We start from the raw sequence: 15,712 nt of genomic DNA on the forward strand, positions 1-15,712 counted from the left end.
TAGACAAATTAACTTTTAAGTTATTTTGTCTGTTCTCTATATTCTTTATCATAGGTTTTTTTTGCAAAAAAAACTATTTCTCTAAAGCAAATCTTCTTGAAAATTGAGTGTTTTTGCTGTGCCTTTTAACTAAAATTTCATACCACAAGCCAAAGAAATATTTGTGATGGTATCTCCATTTGAATCAATTTGAAAACCCGCGCTGGGGCCGATGTATATTTTATTAGAAATAGAATAGTTATAAAATAGTTGAAAAGCACCTCCAAGAGCTAAGGTGTTCTGGGGGTCTTCATTACTAATAAAAGTAATTGGCACATTAAATCCTGTACCTGCTGCGGGAAATATAGTAGTTATGCTATCAGGGATTGACGATGATTGGTAGCGCACTAAAGGTCCTAGTCGTAAGCCTAGGTCATTTTTTTTATTTCTAAAAACACTCAATCCAATTTTACCAGCTAATTGAATTCCTGCTGTTGTAAATCTAATCGATCCATCAATGTTTTTCCCAAAATTGTCAGTGTAGTATAGAGTGCTAGAGCCATAGTGAATGCTTGTTCCAATTTCTACAGTGTACGATACTTTTTTTCTGAAATAGTGCGTATAACTTGTATTTAATGTTAAACCAGCAAGATCGCCACTGCCATGCAACCCAGTGCCCATGTCTACTTGTATGGATTTGTTTAGTAATGCTGTAGTATCTTGAGCACAAAGCAATGCTGGAAGAAAGAATAATAATAGGGCTATTGATTTCATGTGTTAACTGTTGTATTGATTTACTTTCTTCTTTTAATGTAAGCATAACTAATATTTTATGGTTAGTATTTGTAAGTGAAATTACATTAAATTTATTCTAAAAATAATTTATTTAACATAAAAATAACACTATTAATATTATTTTTAAAAAACCATGTACTTCTTTTTTAGTGTTTTAAATTAATAAACAAGTATAAAGTTTAATTGTCGCTTAAAAGAATTGAGCCCTATTTATAGAATAGAAAACTGAGATAATAAAAAGGACTAAGTTGACAATTTCAGCAGAAAAATTCTAAATTAAATGATTGAAATCAAGATTAATAAAGTTAATAACTTTTATTTTTAGAGTTACTTTTTTATTGGAATAAAGTGAGGTAAAAAGAAAGTAGAAGGAAGAGAATAGAAAAAAGACGAATGAGCCAAGAGTTCACTCGTCTTTTTTGATATAATATATGGGCAAATTACTGGGCATAAAAAAATAGACAAATAAACTTTTAAGTTATTTTGTCTATTTTCTATATTCTTTATTATAGGTTTTTTTTGCAAAAAAAAAACTATTTCTCCAAAGCAAATCTTCTAGCCACTTCAGTCCAGTTAATTACATTGAAAAAAGCTTCAATATAATCTGGTCTTCTGTTTTGATAATGCAAGTAGTAAGCATGTTCCCAAACATCCATTCCTAAAATTGGAGTTCCACCACAACCTACACCTGGCATCAATGGATTGTCTTGGTTTGGAGTTCCGCAAACTTCTACTTTTCCGCCTTTATGAACACAAAGCCAAGCCCATCCCGAACCAAATTGAGTAGCTCCAGCTTTACTAAAACTTGCTTTAAATTCTTCAAAAGTTCCAAAAGCAGCTTCAATTGCAGCCAATAAATCACCTGTTGGAAGTCCGCCACCGTCTGGTGTCATTACAGTCCAAAATAGGCTGTGATTGTAAAAACCTCCACCGTTGTTGCGAACGGGCATGTTTTTCATATCAAGGTTGATCAAGATATTTTCAATTGTCTTACCTTCCATATCCGTCCCTGCAATAGCAGCATTTACGTTGGTAATGTAAGCGTTGTGATGTTTTGAGTGATGGATTTCCATCGTACGAGCATCAATATAAGGTTCTAATGCGTCATACGCATAAGGTAATTGTGGTAATTCAAAAGCCATAATATGATTGTTTAAATTAATTTATGTTATTATTTTATCCAAATTTAAACATTAAACTTTGGAAACGGAAATTCTATTTCGTTATAATTTCATTAAATTAACTGATAGTGTGTTTTATTAAAATTGCAATTCGTTGCTAATTAAGAGTTAATTGCAGTTTCCAGCTGCAATTTTTTTGTTTTTTATCGAAAAAACAAAATGGGTTTACGTTTTAAACATAGTTCACTAAACTCCTATGAGAATAAAAGTGAGGTGAAGTTGTTAAACTTAAAATACGACTGTATTTTAAACCATTGTTTAATTCCCGAAAAAAAATTAGTATTGAAAAATTATTTTTTGTTACCTTAAAATTATCTTTTAAGATTGTGCCATTGCCATACAAACAACGCTAATTTTTGCACCCGGAATTTTAAGTATGGCTCGAGAACATGCTTCAAGTGTGGCTCCAGTAGTGATAACATCATCAATCACTAAGAAATGTTTGTTGTGATCTTTCTCCGTAAACGAAACATCAAAAACCGTAGCAATGCCTTCCGTTCTACCTAAAAGATTTTTCTTGGATTGCGTTTTTGAATACACATTGCGAAGCAAGAGAGAATCGTTATAGGTCAGGTTTAAATTGAAAGATAGTGCTTTACCAAACGCAGTTACCTGATTGTACCCTCTTTCTTTTAATTTTCGGCTATGCAAGGGAACGGGAATGATTTCATCGACTGATTGTAATAATTCGATGCTTTTTAAATCTTCGGCGTACCATTCGCCTAGAATGGTTCCTATTTCCTCGTGCCCTTTGTATTTTAAATTATGGATTAGTTCTTGGACAATGCCCTTTTTATGAAAATAAAATAATGCCGAAGTATGGATTACAGGAATTCGTCCATAGAATTTTTTGAAAGCTTCATTTTCCGCGTTAAGATGATGATTCGTTAACGGAATATCGTGCCGGCAAACGGTACAAATCACATTTTCATTGGTCAATAAAAAAGAGCTGCAACCGGAACAGACTTTTGGAAAAAAGAGATTAATAAGGCTTTCAAACATGTAATCAGGGATTTATTTATAAAAATAGACAAATCAATGCTTCAATCTTTAACAATTTTCTTTTTTTTAAGTTCACTTTTTATATTTTTGCATCATTATGGCAAAACAAGAAGATTTATTTAAGAATGTAGTTTCGCACGCAAAAGAATACGGATTTATTTTTCCGTCAAGCGAAATATACGATGGTTTAAGTGCGGTCTATGATTATGCACAAAACGGAGTGGAATTAAAAAAGAACATACGTGAATACTGGTGGAAAGCGATGGTTCAAATGAATGACAACATTGTAGGTCTTGACGCATCCATTTTAATGCATCCAACTACTTGGAAAGCATCAGGCCACGTAGATGCTTTTAATGATCCATTGATAGACAACAAAGATTCAAAAAGAAGATATAGAGCCGATGTTTTGATTGAAGATTATGCCGAAAAGCTAAATCAAAAAGCAATCAAAGAAATCGAAAAAGCAAGAGCTCGTTTTGGTGATGCTTTCAATGAGCAAGAATTTGTTACAACAAATGCTCGTGTAATGGAGTACAAAGCTAAAGAAAGAGAAATTCTAGAAAGAATGGCACGTTCTTTAGGTAATGAAGACTTGGAAGATGTAAAAGCGTTAATCGAAGAATTAGAAATAGCTTGTCCTGAATCAGGTTCAAGAAACTGGACCGAAGTACGTCAATTTAACTTGATGTTTGGAACAAAACTTGGCGCTTCAGCTGATTCAGCAATGGATTTATATTTGCGTCCCGAGACAGCTCAAGGTATTTTTGTCAATTTCTTAAATGTACAAAAATCAGGACGAATGAAAGTTCCTTTTGGAATTGCACAAACCGGAAAAGCATTTAGAAATGAAATTGTAGCAAGACAATTTATTTTCCGTATGCGGGAGTTTGAACAAATGGAAATGCAATTTTTTGTACGTCCAGGCGAAGAAATGAAGCATTATGAATTCTGGAAAGAAGCCCGTTTAAAGTGGCACTTGTCTCTTGGTTTAGGAAGAGAGAACTACCGTTTCCACGATCACGAAAAACTTGCGCATTATGCAAATGCTGCAGCTGATATTGAGTTTAATTTTCCTTTTGGATTCAAAGAATTAGAAGGAATTCATTCCAGAACTGATTTTGACTTGAAAGCACATGAACAATTCTCGGGTAGAAAATTACAGTATTTTGATGCGGAATTAAACCAGAATTATGTTCCTTATGTAGTGGAAACTTCGGTAGGATTAGATAGAATGTTTTTAGCAGTTTTTGCTACTTCATTAAAGGAAGAAACATTAGAAGACGGTTCTACAAGAACAGTGCTGAAATTACCTTCGGTTCTGGCACCAACAAAAGCGGCTATTTTACCATTGGTAAAGAAAGATGGATTGCCCGAAATTGCACATAAGATTATTGACGATTTACGTTGGGATTTCAACGTTTCGTATGATGAAAAAGATGCGGTAGGAAGACGTTATAGAAGACAAGATGCATTAGGAACTCCGTTTTGTATAACGGTGGATCATCAAACGATCGAAGATCAAACGGTGACAATTCGTCATAGAGATACGATGAAACAAGATCGTGTAGCGATTGCAGATTTGAAATCGATTATCGAGAATGAAGTTTCAATGAAAAACTGGTTGATGAAAATGTAATTGTTTTTGATTTATATTCAAAAAAAGCTTCTCGATTGAGAAGCTTTTTTGTTTAGAATCGGTAGCCGAAAGTTATTCCACCACGACCAACGATCTCATAATCGGTATCACTACTATTGAATAAATTTCTTCCAACGCCTGCATTTATTTCAAAAACAAAACCTTTACTTGTAATCCATTTAGAGCCTAAACCAAAACCAAGAGCAAAATCAGTTCTGGTTTCTATATTTGAATTATTAGTATTACTATAAATGTAGCTTTCATAGGAGTTTAACATACCAAATCCTTCTGCAAAAAATCCTGCAGCGGGTTTTTTACCAAAAAAATAGCGGTAGTAAGGTGTTAACTGAAAGTTTGGTTCAATGTCTTCAATTATTGGAACAAATACCGAAACACCAAAAGCGGATTCTTCATTTATTATTCTTTCAAACGTGCCTTCGAAAGCACCTGCAACTAAAAACGCAACATTTAGTTTGATCTCGTTTCTCTTGAAATCAATTGTTTCTTTTTCTTGGCTAAAGCCAAATAAAGAGGAAGTTAAGCATAGTAAGACAAATAGTTTTTTCATAGAAGTGGTTTTTTGTATAAAAGTAAGATAAATTTGCTAAATATGTATTTTTTTTACATGTTAATTCGGACAAGTTTTATTTAAGGAATAAAATGCCACTACTAATCGGTATTAGTTCAATAAATAATTGCTAACAGATACTTTTTTTTATTACTGATACACAGTTTTTTAGCTAGTATTCACGCTAGGTCTCCGATTTTCAATTTCTTTTAAAACAGAAAAAATGCTCTTTATCGGATATATTTGCATTTCATCTTAATGTATCAACATTTGTTAAGAACATATGAACAACCTTTATTGAAAAATAGTTAAATGCTTATTTTTAGAATGTTAAATAAGAGTTTTTTAGCTAAAATATCAAGTTTTTATTTAATAATTTCTCAAATCTATCCTAATAAGTTAATTTTTTGGAGTGTGTTTTGCTTCAGCTATTTAAGATAATACCTAACAATTCCTGGAAAACCGTTGATGAATTATTCGTACATTATTATTGATGCTAATCAAGAAGATGTTTTGAAAACAAAAGGCATTGCTGATCGTTTTTCGGAGCTTGAATTTCTAGCATCCGCAAATAATTATTCAGAGGGACTAAATCTTATATTAGAACACACGCCTGCATTAGTATTTCTAGAAATAGATCCTATAGATACAGCCAGTAATTTGTCTTTGGCATTGATCAATGAACTGCATAGGTATTTAAAAGTCATCCCTAAAATTATTGTCACCACCAGCAAAAAAGACTTGGCCTTTGAGGCAATACAGCATGGAGTCACGGATTATTTATTAAAACCGTTGCTGCGAATCGATTTAATCAAATTGACTTTAAAATTGAATAAGTCGCAAGCCGAAAAGGAAGAGCATTTAAATGAACCTGTTGATGATGATAATAAAGCAGTATTTCTGCCCCAACAGGAGACAGTAAGTCAAGGTCAATCGTTGACTTTATGTATTAAGTCTTATGGAGATTATCGCTACATTGATGCAAAAGACATCTGTTACCTTCGAGCGGATAATAACTCCACGGACCTTCATTTGTACAATGGAGAAATGATAACGGCATTTAAGACACTAAAACATTTTGAGGGTATATTGTCCTATCCCTTCATAAGAATCCACAACAGTTACATTGTCAATCGCAACTATATTTCAAGAATTCATAGCGGCAATTCAGTTTGTTATATTAAAAACAGTACTGTAAAACTTCCTTTTTCTAAATCCTATAAGGTGAATATTGACCTTATTATCTCTGAATTTGCCAATGGGAATTATCTTGAAATCTAAAAAATAGTCATCTACTTTAATTTGGGGGTCATTCACTCTTAAACGACCGCATTCTACCATAAACGCTTATTTTTAGAGGGGAAACTGATGTTGTCTGTGTAGTTTTACAAAAGAATCTACCGCTGCGTGGTTCTAAAACAAATAACAAAACATAAAATCCCCAAATTATGAAAAAAGCAATCTTAACAATCGGTTTATTCTCTCTAGTAATGGTTTTGACTTCATTCACAACTCCAAAAACAGATCCTATAGTGCTAATTGATGCAAATGGTAACGTAGAAATTATTGGAGCTGGAGCAACAGGTGGAAATAAGAAAGTGGATATTATTGGAGCTGGAGCAACAGGAGGAAATAAAAAAGTAGATATTATTGGTGCAGGAGCAACAGGTGGAAATAAGAAAGTAGATATAATTGGTGCAGGAGCAACAGGAGGAAATAAAAAAGTAGATGAATAAGAGTTTTAAAATTCTTCAAAATAGTAAAGGGTGTCAATTTTATTGACATCCTTTTTTTTTGTCAATAGTTTTCCTATTTTTGATGAAACTAATAAGTAACTATTGAAAAGAATTTACCCTATATTTTTACTACTAGTATTTATTTTTTTTGGATGTACCCAAAAAAATAAATTCAACACAACTATTAGTTCTAGTGAGGACAGTCTGTCCTCTTACCTTTTAATCGCAAATGATTTCAATCTGCCGCGGAAAAAAAGAGAACAATTCAATCAGAAAGCCTTTTCAATCATTATTGATCAACCTAATGATTCCTTAAATAAAGTTAATTTATTTAAAGTAGCCAACCGCTATTACAATATGGATAATTGGGCCGATTTTAAAAAAACGGTTGATATTATTTTAGAAAAAGCAAACGGTAATAAAGATACAGTCAGTAAAGCAAAAGCCTTTACTTATTTAGGGGATTTTTATGTTTCGCAAGGAGTTTCTGATAGTGCTTTCCTTTACTATTTTAAAGCAGAAAAAATATTTTTACAACGCAATGATATTAAAAATCTCGCCAGAACTCGATTAAATAAAGCAATTCTGCTATTTAACGAAGGAGATTTTTTGGGGAGCGAAATTGCAGTTTTTAATGCTTTGCGTGTTGTAAAAGGAGAAAAAGCAAATGTTATAGTGTATGAGTCTTATAACCACTTGGGTTTAATTCATAATGAATTAGGGAACTATGATAGAGCTATTGAATATAATTCCAAGGCATTAAATAGTATCGATGAAAAAGTGATGCCAGCTGTTTTTCAATCAAAAGCTACTTCTTTGAACAATATGGGGTACGTGTATCAAAATATGAACAGGCATGATAAAGCCCTAGGTTATTTCAAGGAAGGATTATTACAAAACAATTTGATTACAGACAAGCCTTTCGTGTATGCGATGTTATTAGATAATCTAGCGTATTCTAAATTTAAAACGGGAGATTATAGCGGTTTACCAGAATTATTTTATCAATCGCTTGAAATTCGGGAGAGTTTGCAATTAACGTCAGGTATTATCGTGACCAAAATGCGTTTGTCTGAATATTTTGCGTCAAAAAGAGATTCGGTAAAATCTTTGCAATATGTAAAGGAGGCGCTGAATGAATCTTTGAGCTCTAAAAATTATAGGAGCGTTTTGATAGCTCTCAAACGTCTAACTATTATAGAGCCCCAAAATGCTTCAAATTACACCAAACAATACATTCATATCAATGATAGTCTCCAAACGGCAGAGCGTAAAATGGGGGATAAGTTCACTCGTATTGAGTATGAAACAGATCAAATAAAGGACGAAAACACTGATTTAGTAACGCAAAATAGAAATTTAGTGTTTCTTTTTACTGCATTAGGCGTATTGGGATTGTTTATTTTTGTTATTAAAACCCAAAAGGCAAAAAATAGAGAGTTGCTGTTCAAGCAGCAACAACAAAGTGCCAATGCGGAAATCTATAATTTGATGATCTCACAACAGAATACAATCGAAACGGGCAGAATTGAAGAGAAGAAAAGAGTGGCAAGGGAGTTGCATGATGGTGTTTTGGGAAGAATGTTTGGTGTGCGAATGAACTTAGATGGATTAAATGGATTTCAAGATGAACTAGCGGTAAACCAGCGAACGAACTATCTGTCGGAATTGAGAAATATTGAGCAAGACATTCGTGAAATTTCACATGATCTAAATAGAGAGAAGTCGGAATTAATTAATAACTTCGTCGCCATTGTTGATGGCTTATTCGAAGAGCAAAAAAAGACCCATAAATCAAAGTTAATTTCAATTGTTGATTCTGGTATTATATGGGAAGCCGTAAGTAATTCTGTAAAAATTAATTTATACAGGATTCTTCAAGAATCGCTTCAAAACATCAATAAATATGCTCAAGCAAACATTATTCGCGTAGAATTCAAAAAGTCGGAAGACCACCTGATTTTGAAAATGAGCGACGATGGAATAGGTTTTAATGTGAAAACAGCTAAGAAAGGAATTGGATTACAAAATATCCTTTTTCGAACCAATGAATGTGATGGAGTTGTAGATATAAAATCAAAAAAAGGAGAAGGAACAATTATAACAGTTACCTTGCCCATAGAATAAAAAAAGTAAACCAGAGAAGATGATGAGTGATTTAGCTACTATAGAAACTGTAAAAAATAAAATACTAATTGTTGATGACCATCCTTTTATTATTGAAGGGTATAAAAATGCAATAACAAGATACAATCCTAAAGAATTTGAATTTGTTATAACGCAAGCTAAAGAATGTGAATCAGCTTATGGCATTATTACAAATCCCGCCATTGCTCCGTTTGATATCGCTTTCTTAGATATTAGCATGCCTCCTTATGAAGAAAAAGATATTTTTTCCGGAGAAGATTTAGCCAAATTACTGTCTGAATACATGCCAAATTGCAAAATTATTCTGCTTACCATGTACACAGAGTTGCTGAAGATAAAAACAATTATTAAAACCATAAACCCTAACGGGTTGGTCATAAAAAACGATTTAACTTTTGATGAATTGCTTTTTGCCTTTGATAAGGTTATAAAAAATGAAAAATATTACAGTGAATCTGTCCTTAAAATGTTGAGTCAATCCGAAGCAGATGCTATAGAAATAGACCAATTTGACAAACAAATTTTATTTCACATTTCTAAAGGCACAGATTTAAAGGATATGACACAGTACATTCCAATTTCATTAGGTGCAATAGAAAGAAGGAAAATAAATTTAAAAGAATTATTAAAAATAGAAGAAGGCAGTGATATGGACTTGGTTAGAGAAGCTAAAAATAAAGGATTACTTTTTTAATACTCTTGAAATTCAAATAAAAAACAAAAAACGACATTTGAGAAAGTGTCGTTTTTTGTTTTCTCAAAGTTTATTCTTCGCTAATGGCATCCCAACCTCGTGCTTTTAAAGCAATTTTGGTATTGGCTCTTGTCACTAAATGAATCCCTTCACTTTCTTGTGTCATGTGTCCAATTATAGTAAAATTTGGATTTCCTTTTATTTTTTCGAAATCTTCCATGGCAATGGTAAAAAGTAATTCGTAATCTTCACCTCCATTTATTGCCACCGTTGTACTGTCAATATCGAATTCTTCACATACATTGATAAACTGTGGATCGATTGGTAATTTGTCCTCATATAAATTACAACCTACTTTAGATTGTTTGCATAAATGCATAATTTCTGATGATAATCCATCAGAAATGTCAATCATTGAAGTTGGTTTTATTTCTAAAGCATGCAATAAAGTTCGAACATCCTTGCGGGCTTCTGGCTTCAATTGACGTTCGATTAAATACGTATACGCATCTAAATCGGGTTGTGAATTTGGATTTACCTGAAACACTTGTTTTTCGCGTTCTAAAACTTGCAACCCCATGTAAGCAGCCCCTATATCACCGGTAACCACTAATAAATCAGTTTCTTTGGCGCCGTTTCTGTAAACAATCTCCTCTGCATCTGCTTCGCCAATAGCGGTAATGCTGATAATTAATCCTTTTTGTGAAGAGGTCGTATCTCCGCCAATAACATCGACTTTGTATTCATTGGCAGCATGTGTAATTCCTGCAAACAATTCATCTAATGCTTCCAGTGGAAATCGATTGGATACCGCTACAGAAACCGTGATTTGTGTTGGTTTGGCGTTCATCGCACAGATATCAGAAACATTCACTACAACAGCTTTATAGCCCAAATGTTTTAACGGCATGTAAGCCAAGTCAAAATGTACTCCTTCAATCAGTAAATCCGTAGATACAACTACTTTTTTATCTTTGAAATCCAAAACGGCAGCATCATCCCCAATTCCCTTTAAAGTAGAAGGCTGATTGATTTCAAAGTTTTTTGTCAAATGGTCAATTAATCCAAATTCTCCTAATTGGGCAATACTTGTACGTTGTGGGCTTTTATCTTCGATCATTATTTTTATTGTTTTGAAGTTGCAAATATACAAAGAAATATTCGCCTCGAATTGTATCAATTTTCGCCATTTTTTCGCATCTTTAGGTAATTAAAATTATAAAAAATGAAACCATTTGATATAGTTACCATCACAGTAAATCCAGCCTTGGATAAAAGCACCCATTTTAAGGGATTAGTTCCTGAGCAAAAAATTAGATGCGATGAACCGCGCTATGACGCTGGCGGGGGCGGAATCAATGTCTCTAAAGCAATTTCTCGCTTGGGCGGAACATCGTTAGCGGTTTTTACATCTGGCGGGCCTACTGGTAAAATGTTGGAAGAATTAGTCGCAAAAGAATCTATTGCCTATGTAGCTGTTGCCGTTCAGAGTTGGACCAGAGAAAGTTTTGTTGCTGTGGATGACAATACGAATTCCCAGTACCGTTTTGGATTTACCGGTGGAAAAATTTCCGAAGAAGAAAGCGACAGAATTTTAGAAACCATAGCAGCTTTAAAACCAAAATTCCTAGTAGCCAGTGGCAGTTTGAATGAAGGTTTATCTGATAATTTTTATTCCAAAATTGCTAAAATTGCTAAAATGTCAAACTCAAAATTGATAATTGATACTTCTGGGGAAGCCTTAAAAAAAGTTTTAGAAATCGGTGTTTATCTTATTAAACCAAATGTAGGTGAACTCGCCAAATTAATAGGTGTGGAGCGATTAGAACTAGAAGAAGTAAATGAAGCCGCAAAACAAATCATTGCCAAAGGCGGTGCCGAAATCGTAGTCGTTTCTCTTGGACCGCAAGGTGCAGTGTTGGTAACGAAAGATTCTTACGAATTTGTTCCTGCTCCTAATGTTGCTAAAAAAAGTACTGTTGGTGCCGGAGACAGTATGGTGGGTGGCATGGTTTGGGCGCTTTCGCAAAATAAAAGTCTGAAAGAAGTCATTCGTTGGGGAGTTGCTTGTGGATCAGCAGCGACTATGAATGAAGGTACGCAGTTGTTTAAAGGGACCGATGCACAACGGTTATTCGAATGGTTAAAGGATAAATAAAAAGTAATCGAGAATTAAATTATTTCTGAGTTTTTTTTCCATATTTCAGGATTTCTAGAAGTGTGAAAAACTGCCAAAATTGTAATTATATTTAATGAATCATCAATTGTATAATGAATCAAAAAAGGAAATTTTTTTATTTTTCTACACCTAATCTCGTTATATTTTATGCTAAATAGATAAGGGTCATTTTGTAAAGAATTGATTTGTTTTTTGGTTTCGGTTTTATAACGTAAGCCCAATCCTTTCAAATGCATTTCATACCATTCGACAGTTTCTTGAATATCATTGAATGCATCGATATCTATTTTTATTTGAAAACGCAAATCCTTAAAGTGATTGAGAAACTTCGTCCCAATCTAAAAGTCTTTCAGGATTTGTTTTTGTTTTTGCGCTTCGGTCCAAAACGATTCGTTGGTGTTCAACAGGAATCTCAATATTCTCATTCCAAATAGCATCATTAATTTTCAAACGGTCTTTTGGAGAAAGTTGTTTTACAGCTTCAATCAACTGATTGACACTTAAATCGATATTTAATTTTACGGTTTCCATAAAACAAAGTTAGTCAAAAACAAATTGTAGCAAACAAAAAAACCTGACAATTTTCATCGTCAGGTTTTCTCTATATTCTATTCTCTATATTCTTCCTTCTAAAAAAATCTAATCATTCAACTTCAAAACCGCCATAAACGCTTCTTGTGGAATTTCAACATTTCCAACCAATCTCATTCGTTTTTTACCTTTTTTCTGTTTTTCCAATAATTTACGTTTACGTGAAATATCTCCACCGTAACATTTTGCGGTAACGTCTTTACGCAACGCTTTTATAGTTTCACGTGAGATTACTTTCACCCCGATAGCTGCTTGAACAGGAATGTCAAATTGCTGACGCGGAATCAATTCTTTCAGTTTTTCGCACATTTTTTTCCCTATAGAATATGCATTATCGGCATGCATCAAAGAGGACAAAGCATCAACTATTGTAGCGTTCAATAAAATATCCACTTTCACTAAATTAGAAGTTCGCAACCCAATTGGCGTATAGTCAAACGAGGCATATCCCTTAGAAACTGTTTTCAAACGGTCGTAAAAATCAAATACAATCTCAGCCAACGGCATATCAAAAGTCAACTCTACACGTTCCGTAGTCAAATACGTCTGATTGGTAATCAACCCTCGTTTTTCGATGCATAAACTCATTACGTTTCCAACATAATCGGATTTGGTAATGATGGTAGCCTTGATAAAAGGTTCTTCAACATGGTCTAAACGAGAAGGCTCCGGCAAATCCGAAGGGTTGTTTACAATAAGTGGCGTTGTTGGATCCTTTTTGGTGTAAGCCAAATACGAAACGTTGGGAACCGTAGTAATAACCGTCATGTTGAATTCTCTCTCTAAACGCTCTTGGATAATTTCCATGTGCAACATTCCAAGGAACCCACAACGGAAACCAAAACCTAGAGCTGCAGAACTTTCCGGTAGAAAGACCAACGAAGCATCGTTTAACTGTAATTTTTCCATCGAGTTTCTCAACTCCTCGTAATCTTCAGTATCTACAGGATATATCCCAGCAAAAACCATTGGTTTCACATCTTCAAAACCTTTAATGATATTCGTTGTTGGTGTTTTTGCATCCGTCAACGTATCTCCTACTTTTACTTCTTTGGCTTCCTTAATTCCAGAAATTAAATACCCAACATCACCAGCTGAAATTACTTGCTTTGGAACTTGATTCAATTTTAAAGTACCAATTTCGTCTGCAAAATATTCATTTCCGGTAGCCATGAATTTAATCTTCTGGCCTTTTTTAATCTGTCCGTTCTTCACACGGAAAATAACTTCAATTCCGCGAAACGGGTTGTAATGTGAGTCAAAAATCAATGCCTGCAATGGTTCATCGACATTTCCTGAGGGTGGCGGAATTTTTTCGATAATAGCGGCTAAAATATTTTCGACACCAAAACCTGTTTTCCCAGATGCATGTATAATATCTTCCAGTTTACATCCTAGTAAATCAATAATATCATCACTCACTTCCTCAGGGTTGGCGCTTGGTAAATCCACTTTATTCAAAACCGGAATAATTTCCAAGTCATTTTCTAAAGCCAAATACAAATTTGAAATCGTTTGTGCTTGGATGCTTTGTGCCGCATCTACAATCAAAAGCGCACCTTCACAAGCTGCAATTGAACGAGAAACTTCGTATGAAAAATCCACGTGTCCCGGAGTGTCAATCAAGTTCAAGATATATTCTTGTCCTTTATACGTATATTCCATCTGAATCGCGTGACTCTTAATCGTGATTCCACGTTCGCGTTCCAAGTCCATGTTATCCAGCAATTGCGCCTTCTCTTCACGAGCAGTTACCGTTTGAGTCGCCCCAAGTAAACGGTCCGCAAGCGTACTTTTTCCGTGATCAATATGTGCAATAATGCAAAAATTTCTTATATGTTTCATTTTCCGTTTATATCAAATTTATTTTGGGCGTGACCACAAGGGTCGGGCTATCCGTTTCAAGTCCTCGTAAAGTTCCGCTGTCGCTACACTTTACTGTGGGCTTTACACGGCTATCCCTCACGCAAATACCAGTTTATTTTAAATTACCTGACAGCCACTGGCTGTCCTCCTCTTAATCTCAAATCTCACGCAATCGCCAAACCACGACAATTAATCTGCAAATATAGGCTAAATTCAACAGTTTCAAAGTCCCGAATATGTAAACTAATCGCTTTAATACGAAGTCTTTCTCCTTTCTTCTTTTCTCCTTTCAGCTAAATATCGTAATTTTGCAAAAAATTAAGGAAGATGATCAAGATTGGCAACATAATATTACCCGAATTCCCTTTACTTCTTGCGCCAATGGAAGATGTGAGCGATCCGCCTTTCCGCAGGTTGTGTAAAGCGCACGGTGCCGATATGATGTACTCCGAATTTATTTCTTCCGAAGGATTAATTCGTGACGCCATCAAAAGCCGAATGAAATTAGACATCTTCGATTACGAACGTCCAGTTGGAATTCAGATTTTTGGTGGCGATGAAGAAGCTATGGCCATGTCCTCCAAAATTGTTTCTGCCGTAAATCCAGATATAATTGATATCAACTTTGGTTGTCCTGTCAAAAAAGTCGTTTGCAAAGGCGCTGGTGCTGGAGTTCTTAAAGATGTAGATTTAATGATTCGCCTGACAAAAGCCGTAATTGACAGCACACATTTACCGGTTACCGTAAAAACCCGTTTGGGTTGGGATGATAATTCCATCAATATTGATGAGGTTGCAGAGCGTTTGCAAGATATTGGTGTGGCTGCTTTGAGCATACACGCCAGAACTCGTGCTCAAATGTACAAAGGTCATTCCGACTGGTCGCATATTGCCCGTGTAAAAAACAACCCCAGAATTACGATGCCTATTTTTGGCAATGGTGATATCGATTCTCCGGAAAAAGCATTGCAATATAAAAATGAATACGGTATTGACGGAATCATGATTGGTCGTGCTGCGATTGGTTATCCTTGGATTTTTGATGAAATTAAACATTACTTCAAAACAGGTGAACATTTGCCAAAACCAACTGTTATTGATAGAGTCGAAGCCGTGCGAAATCACCTTACTTGGGCAATGGAATGGAAAGGAGAAAGACTAGGAATTGTGGAAACACGACCGCATTACACCAATTATTTCAAAGGAATTCATTCTTTCAAACCCCACAAACAAAAATTAGTAACGCTGGATCGTCCTGAAGAATTATTCGCTGCTTTGAATGAAATCGAAGAAACGTATGCAGGATATGAAGTTGTTTAACTAAATATTTTAAA

15 protein-coding genes are annotated in these 15,712 nt (G+C 34.4%); 7 read left to right on the forward strand and 8 right to left on the reverse strand.

All coding sequences use genetic code 11. The annotated features are described in order from the left end of the window. Nucleotides 1-129 precede the first annotated feature (129 nt). From BLS90_RS00390 to BLS90_RS00400, 3 genes are all read right to left on the reverse strand, one after another. Nucleotides 130-753: a hypothetical protein gene (locus tag BLS90_RS00390; RefSeq protein WP_091253657.1), complete on the reverse strand. Its 624-nt coding sequence runs from the start codon at nt 751-753 to the stop codon at nt 130-132. A gap of 554 nt (nt 754-1,307) precedes the next feature. Then, nucleotides 1,308-1,916 carry a superoxide dismutase gene (locus BLS90_RS00395; protein WP_073352870.1) on the reverse strand — a complete coding sequence of 203 codons (609 nt, stop codon included), beginning with the start codon at nt 1,914-1,916 and terminating at the stop codon, nt 1,308-1,310. 357 nt (nt 1,917-2,273) lie between these two features. Beyond that, nucleotides 2,274-2,957, reverse strand: coding sequence for a ComF family protein (locus BLS90_RS00400; protein ID WP_091253661.1), 684 nt, complete (start codon nt 2,955-2,957; stop codon nt 2,274-2,276). Nucleotides 2,958-3,054: 97 nt separating this feature from the next. On the opposite strand from BLS90_RS00400, the gene BLS90_RS00405 reads away from it, so the two are divergent. After that, complete coding sequence (locus BLS90_RS00405) at nt 3,055-4,596, forward strand: glycine--tRNA ligase (protein WP_091253664.1); 1,542 nt, start codon at nt 3,055-3,057, stop codon at nt 4,594-4,596. A gap of 52 nt (nt 4,597-4,648) precedes the next feature. Here BLS90_RS00405 and BLS90_RS00410 read toward each other — a convergent pair whose 3' ends face one another. Then, nucleotides 4,649-5,164: a DUF3575 domain-containing protein gene (locus BLS90_RS00410; RefSeq protein ID WP_091253666.1), complete on the reverse strand. Its 516-nt coding sequence runs from the start codon at nt 5,162-5,164 to the stop codon at nt 4,649-4,651. Nucleotides 5,165-5,632: 468 nt separating this feature from the next. On the opposite strand from BLS90_RS00410, the gene BLS90_RS00415 reads away from it, so the two are divergent. From BLS90_RS00415 to BLS90_RS00430, 4 genes are all read left to right on the forward strand, one after another. After that, the gene (locus tag BLS90_RS00415) at nt 5,633-6,445 is read left to right on the forward strand and encodes a LytR/AlgR family response regulator transcription factor (RefSeq protein ID WP_091253671.1); all 813 of its coding nucleotides are present in this window, start codon (nt 5,633-5,635) and stop codon (nt 6,443-6,445) included. 167 nt (nt 6,446-6,612) lie between these two features. Further along, a complete protein-coding gene (locus BLS90_RS00420) occupies nt 6,613-6,900 on the forward strand; it encodes a 3-oxoacyl-ACP reductase (protein WP_091253674.1) in 288 nt (95 codons plus the stop codon). A 102-nt stretch (nt 6,901-7,002) separates the two neighbouring features. Next, entirely contained in the window at nt 7,003-9,027 is a 2,025-nt protein-coding gene (locus BLS90_RS00425) for a tetratricopeptide repeat-containing sensor histidine kinase (protein WP_091253678.1), read from the forward strand. Nucleotides 9,028-9,046: 19 nt separating this feature from the next. After that, complete coding sequence (locus tag BLS90_RS00430; RefSeq protein ID WP_091253681.1) at nt 9,047-9,742, forward strand: response regulator; 696 nt, start codon at nt 9,047-9,049, stop codon at nt 9,740-9,742. Between the two features lie 70 nt (nt 9,743-9,812). On the opposite strand, the gene thiL is transcribed toward BLS90_RS00430, so the two are convergent. Next, nucleotides 9,813-10,862, reverse strand: coding sequence for a thiamine-phosphate kinase (gene thiL / locus BLS90_RS00435; protein ID WP_091253684.1), 1,050 nt, complete (start codon nt 10,860-10,862; stop codon nt 9,813-9,815). 105 nt (nt 10,863-10,967) lie between these two features. Here thiL and BLS90_RS00440 point away from each other — a divergent pair, with 105 nt between their 5' ends. Continuing rightward, a complete protein-coding gene (locus BLS90_RS00440; RefSeq protein ID WP_091253687.1) occupies nt 10,968-11,900 on the forward strand; it encodes a 1-phosphofructokinase family hexose kinase in 933 nt (310 codons plus the stop codon). Nucleotides 11,901-11,914: 14 nt separating this feature from the next. Here BLS90_RS00440 and BLS90_RS17320 read toward each other — a convergent pair whose 3' ends face one another. The 3 genes from BLS90_RS17320 to lepA form a co-directional block, all read right to left on the reverse strand. Continuing rightward, nucleotides 11,915-12,226, reverse strand: coding sequence for a type II toxin-antitoxin system RelE/ParE family toxin (locus BLS90_RS17320; RefSeq protein WP_091253690.1), 312 nt, complete (start codon nt 12,224-12,226; stop codon nt 11,915-11,917). Nucleotides 12,227-12,230: 4 nt separating this feature from the next. Then, complete coding sequence (locus BLS90_RS00450) at nt 12,231-12,452, reverse strand: addiction module protein (RefSeq protein WP_091253692.1); 222 nt, start codon at nt 12,450-12,452, stop codon at nt 12,231-12,233. Between the two features lie 108 nt (nt 12,453-12,560). Further along, on the reverse strand, nt 12,561-14,357 hold the full coding sequence (lepA, locus tag BLS90_RS00455) for a translation elongation factor 4 (RefSeq protein ID WP_091253695.1): 1,797 nt from the start codon (nt 14,355-14,357) through the stop codon (nt 12,561-12,563). A 348-nt stretch (nt 14,358-14,705) separates the two neighbouring features. Here lepA and dusB point away from each other — a divergent pair, with 348 nt between their 5' ends. Next, nucleotides 14,706-15,698, forward strand: coding sequence for a tRNA dihydrouridine synthase DusB (dusB, locus tag BLS90_RS00460; RefSeq protein ID WP_091253696.1), 993 nt, complete (start codon nt 14,706-14,708; stop codon nt 15,696-15,698). Nucleotides 15,699-15,712 lie beyond the last annotated feature (14 nt).

It is taken from the genome of Flavobacterium omnivorum, assembly GCF_900099915.1.
In the GTDB taxonomy this organism is placed as follows: Bacteria; Bacteroidota; Bacteroidia; order Flavobacteriales; family Flavobacteriaceae; genus Flavobacterium; species Flavobacterium omnivorum.